The organism is Pseudomonas sp. SLBN-26 (genome assembly GCF_006715895.1).
GTDB lineage: Bacteria > Pseudomonadota > Gammaproteobacteria > Pseudomonadales > Pseudomonadaceae > Metapseudomonas > Metapseudomonas otitidis.
The window spans coordinates 2,958,928-2,977,752 of the sequence record NZ_VFOB01000001.1 but is presented as its reverse complement, the minus strand read 5'-3'; the positions used below and the strand labels follow the sequence as shown (position 1 = coordinate 2,977,752).

The following is an 18,825-nucleotide window of genomic DNA, read 5'->3' as shown; positions in this document are numbered from 1 at the left end:
AGTTCGAGGCGTTCAGCACCAGCTGGGCGACCTCGTTCACCTGGCGCGTGGTGGCCGAGACCTCGCGGATGGAGGCGTGGATCCGCTCGACGAAACGGTTGAAGGCCTGGGCCAGCTCGCCGAACTCATCCTGGGAATGCACCTCCAGCCGACGGGTCAGGTCGCCTTCGCCCTGGGCGATGTCGCTCATGGCGCGGCCCATCAGCAGCAGCGGCTGCATCAGGAAGCGGATCAGCATGCCCAGCAGGAGGATGATGATCACCACCGAGATCACCATGACGATGATGGCCGAGGTGCGGAACTCGTTGAGCATCGAGAAGGCCTGGGCCTTGTCGATGGACAGGCCGATGTACCACTTCACCGTCGGCAGCCCCTTGATGGGCGCGAAGGTGAGGATGCTGGGCTTGCCGTCCAGCTCCGTCTCGGTGAAGTCGGTGCTGATGCGCGGGGTGTTGGTCGGGTAGACCTCCGCCAGCTTCTTCATCACCAGGTCCTTGTTGGGGTGGACCAGGATGGTGCCGTCCTCGCTCACCAGGAAGGCGTAGCCCATGCCCTGGAAGTCCAGCGAGTTGACGATCTGCTGCATGGTTTCCAGGCTCAGGTCGCCGCCCACCACGCCCTGGCCGGGCGCCGGCGTGGCGATGGTCATGATCAGCACCTTGGTCGCCGCATCGATGTAGGGCTCGGTCAGGGTGGTCGAACCGGCGGCGATGGCGTCCTTGTACCAGGGGCGCTGACGGGGGTCGTAGCCGGCCGGCATCGCCTCGTCCGGGCGCATGGTGAAGGCACCGTCCTGGGTGCCCAGGTAGGTGAAGGCGAAGGTGGAGGTCAGCGCCTTCTGCTCCAGCAGCTTGGCCACTGCATCCGGCTCGGGGTGCTGGGCAATGTTCTGGGCCAGGTTCTCCACCATCAGGATCCGGCCGGAGAGCCAGTTCTGGATGTTGCCGGCGGTGACGTTACCCATTTCCTTCAGGTAACTCTCCAGGTCTTCCCGGATCGCATTCCGTTGCAGGTAGTCGTTGTACAGGGTGAACAGCGAGAAGGCCGCGATCACCACCAGCGAGGCGGCGAGCAGGATCTTGTGGCTGAACTTCATATTCTTGGTCATGGCTTCGTGCGTCCGGTTGGGGCGGGGGGCCGAGTGCGGCAAGTGCGCGGCTTCTGGTGGTCGCGTCCCCCACTGTGTCGGTCATTACCCATTAAAGCTTGAGGCTGGCGAAATGCCTGTATGTCGGAACTTTCCACAGGTATTCAGCGACGCCCCGGCCGGCGAGCAGGCATGAAAAAGGCGCCCGCAGGCGCCTTTCTCGATGAAGCCGATGACTCAGACGAACAGCGTGGTCGCCAGCCAGAATAGGCCGGCGGAGAGCGCCATCGAGGTGGGCAGGGTCAGCACCCAGGCCATCAGGATGTTGCGCACGGTGCCGCCCTGCAGGCCGCTCTTGTTGGCGACCATGGTGCCGGCCACGCCGGAGGAGAGCACGTGGGTGGTGGAGACCGGCAGGCTGTAGATGTTGGCCATGCCGATGGCGATGGCGGCGGTGATCTGCGCGCTCATGCCCTGGGCGTAGCTCATGCCCTGCTTGCCGATCTTCTCGCCGACGGTGAGCACCACGCGCTTCCAGCCGACCATGGTGCCGATGCCCAGGGCCAGGGCCACCGCGATGATCACCCAGAAGGGGGCGTACTCGGTGGTGGCGGTCAGGTCCTTGCGCAGCTTCTCCAGGTCGGCCTTCTCACGGGCCGGCAGGTCGGACAGCTTGCCCACCTTTTTAGCCGTGTCGTCCAGGCAGAGCAGGTAGCGGCGGGTCTCGACGCGCTTCTCCTCGCTCATGTCGGCGTAGCTCTGCACGCCCTGCAGGTTGCCCAGCAGGCCGGCGATGGTCGCCTCGGTCTGCTTCGGCTCGCAGCGGAACGCCTGCGGCATCTCGCTCACGTTGGCTTTACCGAGGGCCAGCATCTCACCGAGGGTGTCGGTGTGGCGCTGGTAGAACTGGCTCAGGTGAGTGGCAGCGTCGCGGGTGCGCTCGATCTGGTAAGTGGTGCTGTTCAGGTCCAGCACGAACTTGGCCGGAACGATGCCGATCAGCACCAGCATGATCAGGCCGATGCCCTTCTGGCCGTCGTTGGAGCCGTGCACGAAGCTCACGGCCATGGCCGAGAGCACCAGCACCAGGCGGTTCCAGAACGGCGGGTGCTTCTTGTCGTCCAGTTCCTTGCGGGTTTCCGGCGTCTTGTGCATCTTCGACAGCGGATACAGCCACTTCAGGCTCAGCAGCACCAGGGCTGCGACCATGAAGCCGGCCGCCGGGGAGAAGATCAGCGACAGGCCGATGTCGATGGCCTTGCCCCAGTTCACGCCCTCGCCCAGGGGCAGGTCGGAGATCAGCGCGTTGGCCAGGCCGACGCCGAGGATCGAACCGATCAGGGTGTGGGAACTGGAGGCCGGGATACCGAAGTACCAGGTGCCCAGGTTCCAGGTGATGGCCGCCGCCAGCAGCGAAAACACCATGGCCAGCCCGTGGCCGGTGTTGACGTTGATGAGCAGCTCCACCGGCAGCAGGTGGACGATGGCATAGGCCACGCCGACTCCACCCAGCAGCACGCCGAGGAAGTTGAAGATGCCGGAGAGCACCACCGCCCGGTAGGGCGACATGGCCTTGGTGTAGATGACCGTGGCGACCGCGTTGGCGGTGTCATGGAAACCGTTGATGAACTCGAAGGTCAGGACGAATGCCAGGGCGAGCACCAGGCTCAGCACCAGCCAGGCATCAAGCCCGCTGAAGAGATCGAACATGAAGGTTGTATGACGGCTGGTTAGGGGGCGCGGATTATGCCAGAAAACCGCTTCCCGCCCAGCTCCGGACCGCCGATTGGTCGTATCGTTCCGTGCGTCATGGCAGCGCAGCCCTAGAAGCGAGGGCTGCGCAGGCTTTGTTTAAAAATCGTTTCAGTCCGATTGCTTGAGCTCTTTTTCCATCTTCTGGAGCTCGCGCTCGAAGGCCTGGTCCAGGTAGTTGGGGCGTTTGCGCCAGGGCTTGCGTTCGGGGTCCGGCTGGGCGGCGTAGGTGGTGACTTCCCCGCCATATACATCCTTGTAACGTTTCTCCTGGCGCTCGAGTTCGGCGCGCAGTTCGTCTTTCGTCACGTAATGATCCGCTTGTGTGCTGTTGAAATGGTCTTGATCCAAGTTCCGGTGATGAAGGGTCGAATGCCCTTTGCAACTTTCGCCGGAAGAGGAGTGTGCGTGCCTTGCACAATCCTGTTGCAACCTCGAGGTTGTCTTCGTGATCCGCCCAGGCCGCATGGCGCCTGTGTTACAGCGAGGTCGCAATGCGTATCGGGAGGTGGGCGAAGTATATAGGCAAACTTGCCGCCAGCTCTAGGCTCGCGTGAAAAGTTCATACACCGTCACAGGCGGAACATGGGGCCGCCCGCGTGATTCAAACACCGCCGCACTTCGCTGCCATGGCAACTTCGTAGCGACTGTGTATCGAACCTGAAGCATAGAACACACAAAAGCCGGCAAAGTTCAGGTCAATGAATGAGCCGGCCATTGGCGTGGGGAAGGGCGCTCAGAGGGACTTGATGATGCGCCCGAGGGTCTCCACCGCCTGCTCGCTGCGGGGCGTCCAGGGGTGGCCGTAGTTGAGGCGGGCGCAATGCCCGTAGCTGCGGGTCGCGGAGAAGATCGGCCCCGGCGCGATGCTGATGCCCTGGGCCAGGGCCAGCTGGAACAGCCGCAACGCATCCACCTGGCGGGGGAATTCCAGCCAGAGGAAGTAACCGCCGTCGGGCCGGCTGACCCCGGTCTGCTCCGGCAGGTGCCGGGCCACCGCCGCCAGCATCGCGTTCTGCTGGCTCTCCAGCGCATAGCGCAGGCGCCGCAGGTGGCGGTCGTAGCCACCGTGCTGCAGGTAGTCGGCAATGGCCGCCTGGGCCGGCACCGAGGCGGAGATGCTGGTCATCAGCTTCAGCCGCTCGATCTCCCCGGCATAGCGCCCCCCCGCCACCCAGCCGACCCGGTAGCCCGGCGCCAGGCTCTTGGAGAACGAACTGCAGTGCATCACCAGGCCTTCGCTGTCGAAGGCCTTCACCGGCTTGGGCGCGTGCTGGCCGAAGTACAACTCGGCGTACACGTCGTCCTCGATCATCGGCACCTGGTAGCGGGCCAGCAGCCCCGCCAGGTGCTTCTTGCGTTCCTCGGTCAGGCTCGCCCCGAGCGGGTTGTGGAAGTTGCTCATGAACCAGCAGGCCTTGATCGGCAGGCTGGCCAGGCTGCGCTCCAGCACCTCCAGGTCGATGCCCTCGCGCGGGTGCACGGGGATTTCCACCGCCTTCAGCTTGAGCCGCTCCAGCACCTGCAGGCTCGCGTAGAACGCCGGCGACTCGATGGCCACCAGGTCGCCCGGCCGGGTCACCACCTGCAGGCAGAGGTTCAGCGCCTCCAGCGCGCCGTTGGTGATCACCAACTCCTCGATGGGCAGCGGCAGCCCGCCGACCATGTAGCGCAGCGCGATCTGCCGGCGCAGGCCGTGGTTGCCCGGCGTCATGTCGGCCACGGTGGAGCGCGGGTCCATGTCGCGCACCGCATGGGCCATGGAGCGCGCCAGGCGTTGCAGGGGGAACAGGTCCGGGCTGGGGAAGGCCGAGCCGAAGGGCACCGTATCCGGATCACGGATCGAACTGAGCACCGAGAACACCAGCTCGCTCACGTCCACCTCGGTGGTGGCCGCCTCGCGGCTGCTCACCTGGGGCTCCTGCAGCGGACGCTTGACGTGCTGGCAGACGAAGTAGCCGGAGCGCGCGCGGGCCATGATCAGCCCACGGCTCTCCAGCAGGTAGTACGCCTGGAACACCGTGGAGGCACTGACCCCGTAGGTGCGGCTGGCATGCCGCACCGAGGGCACCTTCTGGCCCGGCGCCAGGACGCCGGTGCGGATCAGTTCGGCGATCTCGTCCGCGAATTTCTCGTAGCGCTTCATCTTGTCCTGGGGAAGGTGGGCCGGGGAGGCCCACTCTAAGCGCTGCGTGCGGCTACCGCCACGGCCGTGCTCCATGGCTCAGCGCCTCGGGCTGACGAAGGTGCTGCTGGCGCTGGCCTGGGCATCGCCCTCCACCGCGCGGATGCGGAACACCAGCTCGCGGGGGCCGCTGCGGCCATCGTCGTCCACCAGGGCCACCGACACCGGCAGGTCGAGGATCTCCCCGGCTTCCACCTTGATCAGCGCCGGCGCTTCCAGCTCCAGGCCATCGCCCTCGGCCAGCTCCAGGCGGTAGCGCAGGTCCTGCTGGGTCTTGTTGATCAGCTTCAGGTTGTAGATGTTCTCGATCTGCCCAGCGGCGTTCTCGCGGAACATGCCACGGTCCTTGATCACATCCAGCGACACCTCCGAGCGCGTCGCCAGCAACCAGGCGAAGGCCCCGATCATGATCACCAGCGCAGCGGCGTAACCCACCAGGCGCGGACGCAGCAGGTGCGTGGTACCGCCTTCCAGCTCGCGTTCCGAGCTGTAGCGCACCAGGCCCTTGGCGTAGCCCATCTTCTCCATCACCGAATCGCAGGCGTCCACGCAGGCCGCACAGCCGATGCAGGCGATCTGCAGGCCATCGCGGATGTCGATGCCGGTCGGGCACACCTGCACGCACACCGTGCAGTCGATGCAATCGCCCAGGCCCTGGCTCTTCGGGTCCACCCCCTTCTTGCGCGCCCCGCGCGACTCGCCCCGGGCGGTGTCGTAGGAGATCACCAGGGTGTCCTTGTCGAACATCACACTCTGGAAGCGCGAATACGGGCACATGTGGATGCACACCTGCTCACGCATCCAGCCGGCATTGATGTAGGTGGCCGCAGTGAAGAACACCACCCAGAACAGCGCCACCCCGCCGGCTTCCAGCGTCAGCAGGTTCATCGCCAGTTCGCGCACCGGCGTGAAGTAGCCGACGAAGGTCACCGCCGTGGCCAGGCTGATGGCCAGCCACAGACCGTGCTTGGCCACGTTGCGCGCCACCTTCTCTGCACCCCAGGGCGCGGCGGCCAGCTTGATGCGCTGGTTGCGGTCACCCTGGGTGCGTTGCTCCACCCACATGAACATCCAGGTCCAGACGCTCTGCGGACAGGTGTAGCCGCACCACACCCGGCCGGCGAACACCGTGATGAAGAACAGCCCGAAGGCACAGATGATCAGCAACCCCGACAGCAGGATGAAGTCCTGCGGCCAGAAGGTCGCACCGAAGATGTAGAACTTGCTGTCCTCCAGACTCCAGAGCACGGCCTGGCGGCCGTCCCAGTCGAGCCAGAGGGTGCCGAAGAACAACAGGCACAACAGCCCCGCGCCCAACCGGCGCAGGTTGCGGAAACGCCCGGTGAAGCTGCGGGTGTGGATCGGTGCACTGGAGGCATACAGGGACGTGGCAGCGGGGCGACTCGTTGGGTCGACCTCTACCTGCCGGACGGGGATGGTCTCGCTCATGATTCAGGCCTTTTGGGCTATGACGGCGAGGCGGACTATAGGGAGGCGCTGATACCGGAAACAGATTCAGGTAATCAGTCAAAAACCATATCAGATGACCCCGCAGCACCCCCTGGACCTTGAAACCCGTGGTTCCTGGCCGCGCGAGCGAAGGCCCTGTCGGGATCGCGGCAATAGGTCGCAGTGCAGATGATCGGACGACGCGCCTCACAGGCAGACGCTCCACCGCAGGCACCCCATGGGAGCGAATTCACTCGCGAAAGCCCCCCGCACGTCCCACCCGGCATGCACCTATAGGGGCGATTTCAATCGCCCTAGGGCAACGCAGTTGCCCCAAAGGCCCTTCCTGACACCGAGAGGGGCGTAGGTGCGGGGCCACGGCAAACGCCATTGGTGGATGGAAAGAGCGCCATCCCCCCTACGCCTGACCGCTGGCACCTCGTGGGAGCGAATTCATTCGCGAAATCCCCCGCACGCCCCACCCGGCATACACCCGTAGGGGCGATTTCAATCGCCCAAGGGCAACCTCGTTGCCCCAAAAAGGCCCCTCCCGACACCGAGAGGTGCCAAGCATGGGACGGACCACGCTTGATCGGTCCACCCTGCGGGGCCACGGCAAGCGCCATTGGTGGATGGAAAGAGCGCCATCCCCCCCTACGCCTGACCGCAGGCACCCCGTGGGAGCGAATTCATTCGCGAAAAACCTCCCGCTCGACCAACCCGGCATACACCTGTAGGGGCGATTTCAATCGCCCAAGGGCAACCCCGTTGCCCCAAAAGACCCCTCCCGACACCGAGAGGGGCCAAGCCCAGGTCAGCGACCGCCAGCCGGGGTACCGGTCACGCCGTCACCTCCGGCTCGCCGGCCATGAAGGACGGCAAATCCCGCCAGGCCACCCACAGCTCCCCTTGCCAGCGCACCACCCCCAGCCGACGCCCGCCGTAGTTCAACACCTCACGGCTGGGCGCCGCATCCGGCGTGCGGTGATGGTCGTGCAGCGTTGGTACCAGCACCTCGTTCAGCCAGCGGCCCACCTCGCCATGCTTCGGCTGACCAAACTGGAACAGCGCCCGGTAGGCGCCGATATCGCTGATCACCACCACCTCTTCGTGGAAGTCGTCGCTGTAGCCCAGGGCTAGCGTTCGCTGCTCGTGAGGCTCCAGGGCCGGGAGCAGGGGCGCGGCATCGGCCAGGCCGATCAGCTGCGCGAAATCATGGGCGACGAACCAGGGCTGGTTGTCGACCATCACCGCGCGCAGGCGTTGATGGTGGTGATAGAAAACGAAGGGGGTGAAAACCTTGTTCATGGCATGGGTTCCTTGTCGATGGACCACTTCGCCATCCCTCGCTGTCATTCGAAGGGTGGCGAATCGCGCGGGGTTGACAGACCGGGACAAGAGACCGGCAGACCACGAGGGTCTCCCCGCGCGATCCGCCATGAAGCTGTGCAGTTGAAAACTGCATGCGTGCTCGTGCCTGCAAAAAACATTCGCCGTTTTTCGCATGCACCGTGTGGCGCACCGCGCCTTGTCATCGGGCTGTCAAACCCGGCCACGGGATTTACCGTGGCTCGGGGAGAATAGGGAGGCAGGACTGTGAGGGCAAGGGTGTGGCAGTGGTTCGCCTGAGGAATTCTGGGGAAAGCACATCAACGTCTAACTAATGAGTCTGCTGCATGTGACTGGCAGAAATCGGCCAATAGCTGCCTGTCTTGAAGTGCTGTTACGTTCCTTTTTCCACTACTCAGTTACCCGTATGATCAGGCCGGTTGGCTTATAGCGTCGCGTTCGTCGGCGCACCATCAAGGCGTGGTAGACGTCACCTCCATAGGGGAAAACCTACCGAAAACGCTGCACACAAGGACGTCATGATGTATCCCTCAATTCGCGTATTTGCCTTGTTGGGCCTGTTGCTTCTGGTTGGCGGCTGTGTGCCCACTAGTGAAATCATCCCCAGCACCGACGGTGGCAGTTTTGTAGTGACACAAGATCTAGTGCGCTTTGAGGAGGGCCTGCTAGGGCCGCCTCGACTGATCGGATTGACACCGGGCGAGTACATTGCCGTAGGGCATAACAGCGACGGAGTTTATTACCGAGGGCCCAAGGGCGGCGTGCTGATCCTTCCGGAAAAGGAAGGTCAGGAATACTTGCGTACTGGTCAGCGTGCTACGCACTTCATAGTGGGGAATACCCCCGTGAAATTTAACGATGAAGGCGGCATTTTTGTTCCTTACGACTCTGACGCTACGCCCTGGTATTACTATTACGCAGACTTTCGCAATATCACTGGAGAAACCGATTCGAAGCTACCGCCCAGGCCCTTCTCGAAAATCAACCCACCCGTCGATGAGTCACCGGCTGGCGCTCGCATCGGCGGTCCTGTGAATGTTGTGGTCATAGAACTTGGCAATACAACAGGAGTGCCCTCGCCAGAAGCGGCGGTGGGCGGGGCGCTGGGCGCAGGGATTGGTCGCGCGATTGGTCAGTCGGCATTGAGTCGGGGTCAGGGTGGAATAATCAGAAACTACGATGTGCAAGATGAGCGGATCATCAGCCTTATTCGTTCTTCGGTAGGGCGATCGGGGAATTGATGCTGATATACCCTCATCAGTTCTATAACAACTCCTCAAAGCGGCTGCGGTTGGCCGAGAGCGGGTAGTGAGTAAAGCGAAATGAGTCAACTGAGCCCGACACTGCATGCAGACCTGTGTGAAGTTCTAGATGAGGTCTCTGCATTGATGTCAGACGCTTATGCGCAGCTCGGCCCCATACCTGATGACCATTCTCTGGCTCAAGCAGGTCTTGAGAATGGGAGAGAAATTGTTTTGGACTACCTGGCTCACGGTGAGGCCGGAGTCGCCCTTGATCACCTGTATTACATGATCAAAGAGCCGCCTCTCGCTATTTCTGCAGAGGCCGCTGAGAAGCTGGCTCGTCTTGCAGAAGCATTCGGAACGTCTCTGGGCCGGTGTCGTTGAGGTCTGGCCATACACCGAACCGCAAATCGAGGTCGTTGGTGCGGTTCTCGGAGCCTTGCCCGGTCCTGTGAACTCATCGAGTTCATCCGCAGACATTTCAAACTTCCCCAGATACCATCACGCGCTCAAGAGGTTCGTTTATGGAAGGGATACCATGCGTGTCGGGGTGCTGCTTTCTACTGTTCTGCTGATGTTCTTGTCTGGTTGCGCCAGTGTCGAAATGCGCACCGCCGAAATCGAATCGCCAACCGACGGAGCCGTACTGGTACGGGTGCTGCCCAACATGGCCAGCGCCAGCCAGTTCTTCAAGAACTGGGACAACATAGTTGTTGAGCGCCTGCCTAGAGGAACTGAGTCGAGCAGACAATTCGCCCTCTTGCCAACACTGGATTCAACCTCCAGAACAGCCATCTACGCTGCCTCCCTACCGCCAGGCATGTATCGATTCGTTGAGTTCTCCGCGCAACGATGTGGGTACATGTGCGTCAGTTCGCTGGTGACCGTGAATCCGAACTTCAGTCGCTTTGAAGTGAAGAGCAGGCGCCTAACGGACCTCGGTGAAATTATTCAGTTGGGCTTGGGCAACAAGGTTCTTTTTGCCCATAAGCGTGAACCGGACGCAGGCATTTCTACCGAACTCATCGACCAAGCATTGCCCAGTCTTAAACCGCTACTCGCGGAGCCTGCCTTGTCATGGAGTAGTGACAGCGTACCAGCTCATATGGACGCAGCCTTCAAACTTGCCAAAGAAATGAGCTACGGATTTGTATCTGTGAAGGATACCGATCAAGGAGACTTCGTGTATGGCAGTGCAAACGGCGTGATATTCAGTTGGCGCCCTGGCTTGAGGCCGGTTGCTCATGACATCAACAGTCAGGTATCGGTGGAGTCGGTCCTGGTTACGCCGGGAGGAAGCTGGTTGGCAGGTGGTGAACTGGGGATCCTTCGGCAATCCGACGATCTGGGCGCCACATGGCGTTCTATCCGCGGCAATCTGCCATTCGGTGTTGTAGTGGACCTCAGTTATTGGAACAAGCGGGTGATTGCCACCACGCTGCACGGCAATGACGTGCAAGTGTCCTCAGCACCTGATGGCAGCGATACGTGGACCCCGCTGGCTCATTACACGATGGACATCTCATTTTGGGACATTCCCGGCGTACGCGCGCAGTCCCACCTTGTGCGCGACACGCTCGTTACCACCCTGCCTGGTCGCAAGATTGCCGTGTTGGATTTGCCCAGTGGCAAGTCTGATATCCGCGAACTTCCCGGCGCCATCCAGATGTTCTCTGTATCGCAAGAAAGCGTATTACGCTGTCGCTGCGCCGCGAGCATTGCGGTTAACCCATACGAAAGTCATGACATGGGCAAAACCTGGCAGGACTCTACTAACTCGCGCTTTATGCTGATGCCCACCTTTCGCGACGAAAAAAACGGTATCGCTTTCGAAGTCGGTTTCTTCTCCCCCAACCGCATGGCCTACACCGCCGACGGCGGCAAAAACTGGATCGAAACCACCGAGGCGCCGATATTCTTTAACCAATTGTTCTACAGCCGAGACGGCAAAACGGCGTACGCCGGGTCGGCAGAGGGCGAGTTCTGGATGTCAACAGACGATGGTAGAAGTTGGCATCAGATGGCGAGCAATAATGCTGGGCCTGCCGAGTAACTCCTACCGGTAGCTTGCAGGAGCAAATAAAGAAACATTGCGACTTGAGCCGTTCATACAAGTGCTTCGTCAGCTCTTGTGAGAAGGGTTTCGGTTGCAATTTTGATAAAGCCGGGGCGATTTACACGGCCGCCAGCGAACATCTGGCTTACTAGCCCCCTTGCCTCTGCCCCTTCCCACCCAACCACGGTGACGCCATTGACTGCCTATTCCTGCCTGCTCGAAACCCCTTCCGTCCCGGTCTACCAAGCGCTGCGCACGGGCTCCGGCCTCAGCGGCAAGACCGATGAAGCAGCGGTGCGCGGGCTGCCCAATACGCTCTTCGCGGTGCAGATTCTTCATCAATCGCAACCCGTGGGAATGGGGCGGGTGATCGGCGATGGCGGGTGCTTTTTCCAGGTCGTCGACATTGCCGTGCTCAAGGCGCACCAGGGCAAGGGGCTGGGCAAGCGCATCATGGGCGAGATCCTGAAGTACATCGAAACCCATGTGCCGGAGAGCGGCTACGTCAGCCTCATCGCCGATGGCCAGGCGCAGGACCTCTACGCGCAGTTCGGTTTCGTGCAGACCGCGCCGCGTTCGGTGGGCATGGCCTACCGGCGACCGGAGTTGAAGCGCTGACCGGCGTTACAGCGCTCCAGCCCAGGGTGATCCCTCAGTCAGCTGTTCAGCCGGGGCTTTTTCGGCATTCCAGAAGCGCGACCAGTGCAGCCTGCAAATGGCTCAGGTGCCCGGTGATCCTGGCAACAGGTCGCGGTGCTAAAGCCGTACCGCCGGGCGATAGCAGGCGTGGAGCGGTCCCTGGCACGTGGTCATTTCCGCCAGGTGATTCAGGAAGGGGCTCTGCAGCAAGGTGATGTAGGCCGCAGCGAAGGCGCAGGCGAGCAGGGCGAGGCACAGCTTCTTTGTTCTTGTCATGGTCGTTTCCCGCAAAGGATGGACGCTGGATTCCTGTGTCGTCCCACCCTAGGGGCACGTGTGGCAACGCGCCTCGTCCGGATGGACTAGAGGTTGCCGAGCGCCATGAACAGCGCGGCGATGGCGCGGGCTTCGTGCAGTTCGCCTTCGGCCACCAGCCCGGCGATTCGCGTCAGTGGCACCTGGATCACCTCCAGCGGCTCCGGTTCGTCACCCTTGGCGGTTCCCGGCTGCAGGTCCTCGGCCAGCACCACCGTGCAGCTGTGGCACAGGTGCCCGGGGGCCAGGCTCAAGGTGCCCAGCTCCCGCAGGCGCCCGGCATGCAGCCCGACTTCCTCCTTCAATTCACGGTTGGCCGCCTCCAGGCTGCTCTCGCCCGGGTCCACGCCTCCCTTGGGCAATCCCAGCACCCGCTGCTCCAGCCCCACCGCGTACTCGCGCACCAGCAGCACGTGCTGCGGGTCGGGCAGGGCGACCACCAGCACCGACTGGTAACCGGAACCGCGCAGCCGCTCGTAGACACGGCGCTGGCCATTGCTGAACTCCAGGTGCAGGGCCTCGATCTGGAACCACTCGCTGCGGGCCAGCAACTCGGTCTTGAGGATGGTGGGGGGACGGTGCATGGCGGAACCCCTGGGGAGGACCCGGCACAGCGTCGCCCCCCGCCGGGCCGAGGGCATCGTCCGCATGGACTAGCGGCCACGGCGCAACCTGTGGCTGCTCGTGAAGGCGCCCCCGCCTCCAGGGGCGTCACCCGCAGGGCAACGTCCCTTGAGGTGGCCTCACCCCAGCGTCGCCACGCTCCGCAGGATCAAGCGCACCAGCATGGTCTGCCGTGTCACCCCCGTCTTGGAGAAGGTCGAGCGCAGGTGCGCCCGCGCGGTATTGCGGCTGATGCCCAGTGCATCGGACGCCTCATCGAGGGTCAGGCCGTTGGCCAGCAGCATGGCCAGCTGCGCCTCGGCTGGCGTCAGGTCGAACAGCGCCTTGACGATTTCCTGGGGCGCACTGGACTCCTGCTCCGGGTCGCTGATGAAGATCACCACCGACGGGCACTGCGTACCCTCGTTCCAGGCCGAGAGCGGCACCGAGCGCACGATGATGCCCAGGTCCGCCTTGCCGGAGGCGCGCTGCACCCGTAACGCCTCCACCACCGAGGGCATGTTGCTGCGCTGCGAATGCAGGGCCTGCTTCACCAGCCGGCGGAACTCCTGGGTATCACGCGGGTTGCCCACCTGCAGGCCGTCATTCACCAGCTTCAGGCCGTCTTTTTCCTGTAGCAGGCGCTCGGCCACCCGGTTGGTCTGCAGCACCTTGCCGTCCTCGTCGAGGATGATGGTGCCCACCGCCAGCTGGTCCACCGCGCCGGCATAGAGGTTGCGCTCCGTCTCGATGCGGTTGAGCTGCATGTGCAGCTTGATCGAGCGCTCAAGGTGCGGGACGAAGTGCGTCAGCAGCGCCTTGTCGTCCTCGCTGAACTCCGGGTCTTCCCGCCCCCGGCTCACGCGGATGCGGCATTGCGCCCCGTCGCAGGTGCGGATGTCCGCACCGAGGATGTGGAGCACCCCCACCGGCTCCAGGAAGCGCTTGAAGAACTCCGACTCCTCCCATTCCTGGCGTGACAGGAACTCGCTCGTCGTCACCACCTGGCGATTGGGCAGGTCCACGAACGGGTCGAGGGCGAAGAAGTGCTTGTTGTAGGAGGCGGTCACCTCCGAGGAACTGCCCGTGGTGTTCACGATCAACCCCTCGGTGTGCTCGCTCGGAGGCCGCAGGATGAAGGTGACATGTTTGCTGCGCAGGTATCGGTTCAACTGGTTGAGGAAGGTGGCCCATGGAATGTCTTCGAGCGGCCCCTGATAGAGGTCGCCCAGCATCCCGCTGAATGCATCGAGCGTAAGAGTCTGTGCCATGTCTGAACCATTTTTTTGTTTTTGTAGGATTCAATTTGCCGGCTGGTGAGAAGCATCGGCAAGGCAATATCGTCACCCTCCAAAGAGAGGGCGACGCAGCAGCCGGCGGAGACCTCAGGCGGTCTCGGTGACGTCGAGAACGATGAAGGAGCGGGCCTCGGCGAGGCACTCGGGTAGCTCGGCGACGTCGGTGTAGAACTGCTCGTACCACTTGCGCAGCTGGTAGACCGGACCATCGCCGTCGCACAGCAGCGGGTTGTCCACGCGGGTCTTGCTGTGCCAGATGGCCACGTCCTCGTAGAAGGCGTCCTGGGCCTGCTTCACATAGGCCCTGGCCATTTCGCGGTTCTGCTCCTCGGTGAGGCCCGGCACCTTCTTCACCAGCACCCCGTAGCGCAGGGTGAAGCTGTTCAGGTCGATGGGCACGTGGCAGTTGAGCAGGATCGAATGGATCGGCACCCCATCCATCGCCCCGGTCATCTCGGTGATCTGGTAGGCCGGGCCGTAGTAGGTGGCGATGGTGCGCAGCTCGCTGTCGCCCGACAGCCGCGCGCTGCTGCCGCGCATCACCTGCACCGCCATGTGCCGCTCGAAGGTGTTGCTGAAGTGGGTGAGGTCGGTGCCATGCACCGAATCGAAGTGGGCCATGTCCGAGACGTTGTCGATCAGCTCGCGGCAGTTCGTGTCGATCTTCAGCTCCGCCACTTCCCACTCCGCCCAGGCCTCGTCGAAGCAGGCATCGATGCGCGGGATGGCCTGCTCGGCGATGGGCGGATTGCCCTCCGGGTCGTTCCACACGAACAGCAGCCTGTTCTGCTCGCAGACCGGCCAGGCCTTGATCTTCGCCCGGGGCGGGATGCGCTTGGCGTAGGGAATGTCGTCACATACCCCATCGGCGCGCCAGCGCCATTCATGGAACGGGCAGCGCACGGCATCGCCCTCCACGCACCCTTCACTGAGGTCAGCGCCCATGTGCGGGCAGTAGCCATCGAGGATGCGGATCTGCCCGTCCTCCCCGGCGAAGGCCACCAGGCGGGTGCCGAACACATCCAGGCGGTGGGCCTTGCCGTCGCGGTAGGCGGAGGCCAGGCCCAGGCAGTGCCAGCCGCGTGCATAGCGCGCTGCCAGCGGCTTGGTTTCGATGCGGTGCAACGTACTCATCTTCTTGTTCTCCCGTCGGGGTTCTCGAGGGCTGCGCAGGCTCAGGCAAACCCCGCAGCGGACGTGCTGGATCGGATTCTGCGGTGCCTGCAATTCCCGGCATCGTCTGATCGGACGATGGCCGCGTGGTCGCTCCCGGCTTTACTGCGCGGCATTACCAGCAGAGGGGGTCAGCCATGCGGATTGAACGAGGCCAGGTGGCCGTGATCACAGGAGCCGCCAGCGGCATCGGCCGTGGGCTGGCGGAAGAAGCCGCCGCGCGCGGGCTGCGCCTGGTGCTGAGCGATGTGGATGGAAAGCGCCTGGCCGCCCTGGCCGAGGCGCTGCAAGGGCAGGGCGTGGAGGTCGCCACGCAGGTGGGTGACGTTGGCGACCCAATGCAGGTGGAGGCGCTGCGTGACCTCGCGGTGCAGCGCTTCGGTGGCGTCGACCTGCTGTTCAACAACGCCGGAGTGATGCAGACCGGCTTCTGCTGGGAGATCGACGCCGCGCAATGGCGACGCCTGCTGGACATCAACCTCGGCGGCGTCATCAATGGCATCCGCAGCTTCGTGCCCTTGCTGCTGGCCCAGGGCCGGCCGGCACAGGTGGTCAACACCGCCTCCCTTGCCGGGCTGGTCTGTAGCCCCTTGCTCGGGCCCTACACCGTCAGCAAGCAGGCCGTGGTCGCGCTGTCGGAAACCCTCCACTACGAACTGGCCCAGCAGCAGGCGCAGGTCGCCGTCGCCGTGCTCTGCCCGGGCTCGGTGAGCAGCGACATCATGCGCTCCAACACCCCCCTCGGCACGGCCACCCAACAGCTCGACACGCTGCTCGACAGCAGCATCCGCCAGGGCATGGCCCCGCGCGAGCTGGCCCGCGAGGTGTTCGCCGGCATCGAGGCCGGGCGCTTCTGGCTGCTGCCGCACAAGACCTTCAAGCCGGCGCTGGAACGGCGCATGGCCAGCATCCTCGACGAGACCAACCCGGTCTTCCAGATGGCCGAGCTGTAAGGAGCGCCCATGTCCCTCGATCCCCAGATCGCCGCCGTGCTCCAGCAGTTCGCCGGCATGCCCCAGCCCGACTACAGCCAGCTCGACCCCCGGCAGTACCGCCAGTTCTGCGACAACCTCATGCCGCCGATGCCCGGCGAGCGCCTGTTCGAGGTACGCAACTTCGAGGTCGCCGGGGCCGCCGGTTCGCTGGATGCCCGCCTGTACCGGCCCGAGGACAGCGACAGCCTGCCGCTGGTGGTGTTCTTCCACGGCGGCGGCTTCGTCATCGGCAACCTCGACACCCACGACAACCTCTGTCGCAGCCTCGCTCGCCTTTGTGGCGCCGTGGTGGTCTCGGTGGCCTACCGCCTGGCGCCGGAGGCACGCTTCCCGGCAGCCCCCGAGGATGGCTACGCCGCCACCTGCGACCTGGCCGCCCGCGCCTCGGAGCTGGGCTTCGACGCCCGCCGCCTGGCCGTGGCCGGGGACAGTGCCGGTGCCAACCTGGCTATCGCCGTCGCCCGCCTGGCACAGCAGCGCCAGGGGCCGCGCATCGCCTACCAGTGCCTGTTCTACCCGGTCACCGACGCCCGCTGCGACAGCGCCTCCTATAGCGAATTCGCCGACGGCTACTTCCTCACCCGCGAACAGATGCACTGGTTCTGGAGCCAGTACCTGGCGCAACCCCAGCAAGGTGACGACCCCCTGGCCTCGCCCCTGCGCGCCGAGCGCCTCGCCGGGCTGCCGCCGACCACCCTGATCAGCGCCGAGTACGACCCGCTGCGTGACGAGGGCGAAGCCTTTGCCCGGCGCCTGCAGGACGCCGGGGTGACGACCCGCCTGCAGCGCTGCGCCGGCATGATCCACGGCTTCATCAGCATGGCCGCCTTCGTCACCGCCGCCCAGGCGGCGCTGGAGTCCGCCGCCGCCGACCTGCGCCAGGCGCTGAGCTGATGGACAGCCCGCAGCGCCTCATCGACGCCATGGCCAGCGGCAGCATGCTGGTGATCACCGACGACGAGGACGAAGGCGAAGGCTCGCTGGTGATCGCCGCCGGCCACGCCAACGCCGAGGCCATCAACTTCATGGCCCGGGACGCGCGCGGGCTGATCTGCCTGGCGCTCACCGAGGAGCGCTGCCGGGCCCTCGGCCTGGAGCTGATGGTGCCCCACTCGCGGGCGCGCCACGGCATGGGCTTCACCCTGTCGATCGAGGCGCGCAGCGGCGTCTCCACCGGCATCTCCGCCGCCGACCGCGCGCGCACCATCGCCGTGGCGGTGGACCCGGCCAGCGTCGCCGCCGACCTGGTGCAGCCCGGGCACGTGTTCCCCCTGCGCGCCCAGCCGGGCGGCGTGATGCAGCGCGCCGGGCATGCCGAAGCGGCCTGCGACCTGGCACGCCTGGCCGGGCTGATGCCGGCTGCCGTGCTGGTGGGCATCCTCGACGAGCAGGGCGAACCGGCCCGTGGCCAGGCCCTGAGCGACTTCGCCCAGCGCCATGGCCTGCCGCTCGGCAGCGTGGCGGACCTGATCCACTACCGCATCCTCCACGAAGGCACCATCCGCCGCTCCGGCGAATACCCCCTGCAGACCCGCCACGGCGAATTCCGTGTGCTCACCTACCTCGACGACTACCAGGGCCAGCTGCACCTGGCCCTGGTGCGCGGTGAAGTGCGCCGGGACGAGCCGGCGCTGGTGCGGGTACAGGCCGTGGAAACCCTGCGCGACCTGCTGGACAGCCACCCCGACCATTGGAACCTCGACCGCTCCCTGGCACGGGTGGCGGAAGAGGGCGCGGGCGTGGTGGTCCTGCTGGCCCAGCAGGAAAGCCCCGACGCGGTGATCGAGCAGTTGCAACAGGGCCTGCAGAAGCCCCGCCCGCCGAGTTTTCCACAGCGCACCCTGGGCATCGGCGCGCAGATCCTGCGGGACGTCGGCGTGCGCCGCATGCGCCTGCTGAGCTTCCCGGTCCGCTACAAGGCGGTCTCCGGCTTCGAACTGGAAGTCGCCGAGTTCATCCCCTTCAGCCCGCCGGAGTCGGACTGAGCCATTCGTAGTCCAGGGCCAAGCCCCGCTTGACCCTCACCGGCAGCCCTCCGGCCTGCTTTCGCGATCGACCCTGGATGCACAAGGTAACCATTGCGCCTGGGCTCCACGCCGTAGGCGCGAGCCGAGCGATGTAGCCCGGGCTTCAGCCCGGGAGCCGTTGGTAGGCCTGAGTGCGTGTGCCATTTCCCGGACTGAAGTCCGGGCTACGGGTGTGGTGTGCCGGTGGGGGCTGCCTTGTGGAGGTAGGGGGCCGCGCTTCATCGGTCCACCATGCGGGGCCACGGCGAACGCCATGGGTGGATGGAAAATACGCCATCCCCCGCCCCACGGCGTCACCGCTTACTGCGATGTAGCCCGGGCTTCAGCCCGGGAGCCGTTGGCAGGCCTGTACGCGTGTGCCATTCCCCGGACTGAAGTCCGGGCTACGGGCGTGGTGTGCCGGTGGGGGCTGCCTTGTGGAGGTAGGGGGCCGCGCTTCATCGGTCCACCATGCGGGGCCACGGCGAACGCCATGGGTGGATGGAAAATACGCCATCCCCCGCCCCACGGCGTCACCGCTTACTGCGATGTAGCCCGGGCTTCAGCCCGGGAGCCGTTGGCAGGCCTGGACGCGTGTGCCATTCCCCGGACTGAAGTCCGGGCTACGGGTGTGGTGTGCCGGTGTGGGCTGCCTTGTGGAGGTAGGGGGGCC

The 18,825-nt window shown here is 64.4% G+C and carries 16 protein-coding genes and 1 pseudogene; 7 read left to right on the top strand and 10 right to left on the bottom strand.

The genetic code is table 11. From position 1 onward, the window contains the following. Positions 1 to 85: 85 nt before the first annotated feature. The 6 genes and pseudogenes from FBY21_RS30285 to FBY21_RS13615 all read right to left on the bottom strand — a co-directional run. Positions 86 to 1,096: pseudogene (locus FBY21_RS30285) on the bottom strand (cache domain-containing protein); the annotation flags it as partial. A gap of 228 nt (positions 1,097 to 1,324) precedes the next feature. Next, entirely contained in the window at positions 1,325 to 2,797 is a 1,473-nt protein-coding gene (locus FBY21_RS13635; protein ID WP_044413111.1) for an inorganic phosphate transporter, read from the bottom strand. A 153-nt stretch (positions 2,798 to 2,950) separates the two neighbouring features. Then, positions 2,951 to 3,148 carry a hypothetical protein gene (locus FBY21_RS13630; protein ID WP_044413114.1) on the bottom strand — a complete coding sequence of 66 codons (198 nt, stop codon included), beginning with the start codon at positions 3,146 to 3,148 and terminating at the stop codon, positions 2,951 to 2,953. A gap of 427 nt (positions 3,149 to 3,575) precedes the next feature. Then, the gene (mapR, locus tag FBY21_RS13625; RefSeq protein ID WP_044413117.1) at positions 3,576 to 4,985 is read right to left on the bottom strand and encodes a GntR family transcriptional regulator MpaR; all 1,410 of its coding nucleotides are present in this window, start codon (positions 4,983 to 4,985) and stop codon (positions 3,576 to 3,578) included. Positions 4,986 to 5,063: 78 nt separating this feature from the next. Then, positions 5,064 to 6,473: a cytochrome c oxidase accessory protein CcoG gene (ccoG, locus tag FBY21_RS13620; RefSeq protein WP_044413121.1), complete on the bottom strand. Its 1,410-nt coding sequence runs from the start codon at positions 6,471 to 6,473 to the stop codon at positions 5,064 to 5,066. Positions 6,474 to 7,313: 840 nt separating this feature from the next. After that, positions 7,314 to 7,781: a Bro-N domain-containing protein gene (locus FBY21_RS13615; protein WP_142011711.1), complete on the bottom strand. Its 468-nt coding sequence runs from the start codon at positions 7,779 to 7,781 to the stop codon at positions 7,314 to 7,316. Positions 7,782 to 8,344: 563 nt separating this feature from the next. On the opposite strand from FBY21_RS13615, the gene FBY21_RS13610 reads away from it, so the two are divergent. From FBY21_RS13610 to FBY21_RS13595, 4 genes are all read left to right on the top strand, one after another. Further along, positions 8,345 to 9,064 carry a hypothetical protein gene (locus FBY21_RS13610; protein WP_142011708.1) on the top strand — a complete coding sequence of 240 codons (720 nt, stop codon included), beginning with the start codon at positions 8,345 to 8,347 and terminating at the stop codon, positions 9,062 to 9,064. An 81-nt stretch (positions 9,065 to 9,145) separates the two neighbouring features. Next, entirely contained in the window at positions 9,146 to 9,451 is a 306-nt protein-coding gene (locus FBY21_RS13605; RefSeq protein ID WP_142011706.1) for a hypothetical protein, read from the top strand. A 154-nt stretch (positions 9,452 to 9,605) separates the two neighbouring features. Next, positions 9,606 to 11,120: a sialidase family protein gene (locus tag FBY21_RS13600; RefSeq protein WP_142011703.1), complete on the top strand. Its 1,515-nt coding sequence runs from the start codon at positions 9,606 to 9,608 to the stop codon at positions 11,118 to 11,120. A gap of 198 nt (positions 11,121 to 11,318) precedes the next feature. Then, positions 11,319 to 11,741, top strand: a complete 423-nt coding sequence (locus FBY21_RS13595; RefSeq protein ID WP_083272564.1) for a GNAT family N-acetyltransferase — start codon at positions 11,319 to 11,321, stop codon at positions 11,739 to 11,741. A gap of 138 nt (positions 11,742 to 11,879) precedes the next feature. Here FBY21_RS13595 and FBY21_RS29425 read toward each other — a convergent pair whose 3' ends face one another. The 4 genes from FBY21_RS29425 to FBY21_RS13580 all read right to left on the bottom strand — a co-directional run bounded on the left by FBY21_RS29425 (position 11,880) and on the right by FBY21_RS13580 (position 15,112). After that, a complete protein-coding gene (locus FBY21_RS29425) occupies positions 11,880 to 12,038 on the bottom strand; it encodes a hypothetical protein (protein WP_160158601.1) in 159 nt (52 codons plus the stop codon). Positions 12,039 to 12,124: 86 nt separating this feature from the next. Then, complete coding sequence (gene nudE / locus FBY21_RS13590) at positions 12,125 to 12,661, bottom strand: ADP compounds hydrolase NudE (protein ID WP_142011701.1); 537 nt, start codon at positions 12,659 to 12,661, stop codon at positions 12,125 to 12,127. A 159-nt stretch (positions 12,662 to 12,820) separates the two neighbouring features. Then, the gene (locus FBY21_RS13585; protein ID WP_142011698.1) at positions 12,821 to 13,951 is read right to left on the bottom strand and encodes a helix-turn-helix transcriptional regulator; all 1,131 of its coding nucleotides are present in this window, start codon (positions 13,949 to 13,951) and stop codon (positions 12,821 to 12,823) included. A 114-nt stretch (positions 13,952 to 14,065) separates the two neighbouring features. Then, on the bottom strand, positions 14,066 to 15,112 hold the full coding sequence (locus tag FBY21_RS13580; protein ID WP_142011695.1) for a Rieske 2Fe-2S domain-containing protein: 1,047 nt from the start codon (positions 15,110 to 15,112) through the stop codon (positions 14,066 to 14,068). A gap of 176 nt (positions 15,113 to 15,288) precedes the next feature. On the opposite strand from FBY21_RS13580, the gene FBY21_RS13575 reads away from it, so the two are divergent. From FBY21_RS13575 to ribB, 3 genes are read left to right on the top strand one after another with little or no spacing between them, the layout of a single operon-like run. After that, complete coding sequence (locus tag FBY21_RS13575; protein ID WP_142011693.1) at positions 15,289 to 16,104, top strand: SDR family NAD(P)-dependent oxidoreductase; 816 nt, start codon at positions 15,289 to 15,291, stop codon at positions 16,102 to 16,104. A 9-nt stretch (positions 16,105 to 16,113) separates the two neighbouring features. Further along, the gene (locus tag FBY21_RS13570; protein ID WP_142011691.1) at positions 16,114 to 17,040 is read left to right on the top strand and encodes an alpha/beta hydrolase; all 927 of its coding nucleotides are present in this window, start codon (positions 16,114 to 16,116) and stop codon (positions 17,038 to 17,040) included. After that, the gene (ribB, locus tag FBY21_RS13565; RefSeq protein WP_142011688.1) at positions 17,040 to 18,131 is read left to right on the top strand and encodes a 3,4-dihydroxy-2-butanone-4-phosphate synthase; all 1,092 of its coding nucleotides are present in this window, start codon (positions 17,040 to 17,042) and stop codon (positions 18,129 to 18,131) included. The genes FBY21_RS13570 and ribB overlap by 1 nt, the downstream gene beginning before the upstream one ends. Positions 18,132 to 18,825 lie beyond the last annotated feature (694 nt).

Excerpts from the sequence above, each read along its gene's own strand:
- FBY21_RS13570 (WP_142011691.1), top strand. The coding sequence starts at position 16,114 with ATGTCCCTCGATCCCCAGATCGCCGCCGTGCTCCAGCAGTTCGCCGGC.
- FBY21_RS13610 (WP_142011708.1), top strand. The coding sequence starts at position 8,345 with ATGTATCCCTCAATTCGCGTATTTGCCTTGTTGGGCCTGTTGCTTCTG.
- FBY21_RS13635 (WP_044413111.1), bottom strand. The coding sequence starts at position 2,797 with ATGTTCGATCTCTTCAGCGGGCTTGATGCCTGGCTGGTGCTGAGCCTG.
- mapR (WP_044413117.1), bottom strand. The coding sequence starts at position 4,985 with ATGAAGCGCTACGAGAAATTCGCGGACGAGATCGCCGAACTGATCCGC.
- ribB (WP_142011688.1), top strand. The coding sequence starts at position 17,040 with ATGGACAGCCCGCAGCGCCTCATCGACGCCATGGCCAGCGGCAGCATG.
- FBY21_RS13585 (WP_142011698.1), bottom strand. The coding sequence starts at position 13,951 with ATGGCACAGACTCTTACGCTCGATGCATTCAGCGGGATGCTGGGCGAC.
- FBY21_RS13615 (WP_142011711.1), bottom strand. The coding sequence starts at position 7,781 with ATGAACAAGGTTTTCACCCCCTTCGTTTTCTATCACCACCATCAACGC.
- nudE (WP_142011701.1), bottom strand. The coding sequence starts at position 12,661 with ATGCACCGTCCCCCCACCATCCTCAAGACCGAGTTGCTGGCCCGCAGC.
- FBY21_RS13600 (WP_142011703.1), top strand. The coding sequence starts at position 9,606 with ATGCGTGTCGGGGTGCTGCTTTCTACTGTTCTGCTGATGTTCTTGTCT.
- FBY21_RS13580 (WP_142011695.1), bottom strand. The coding sequence starts at position 15,112 with ATGAGTACGTTGCACCGCATCGAAACCAAGCCGCTGGCAGCGCGCTAT.
- FBY21_RS29425 (WP_160158601.1), bottom strand. The coding sequence starts at position 12,038 with ATGACAAGAACAAAGAAGCTGTGCCTCGCCCTGCTCGCCTGCGCCTTC.
- FBY21_RS13575 (WP_142011693.1), top strand. The coding sequence starts at position 15,289 with ATGCGGATTGAACGAGGCCAGGTGGCCGTGATCACAGGAGCCGCCAGC.
- ccoG (WP_044413121.1), bottom strand. The coding sequence starts at position 6,473 with ATGAGCGAGACCATCCCCGTCCGGCAGGTAGAGGTCGACCCAACGAGT.
- FBY21_RS13605 (WP_142011706.1), top strand. The coding sequence starts at position 9,146 with ATGAGTCAACTGAGCCCGACACTGCATGCAGACCTGTGTGAAGTTCTA.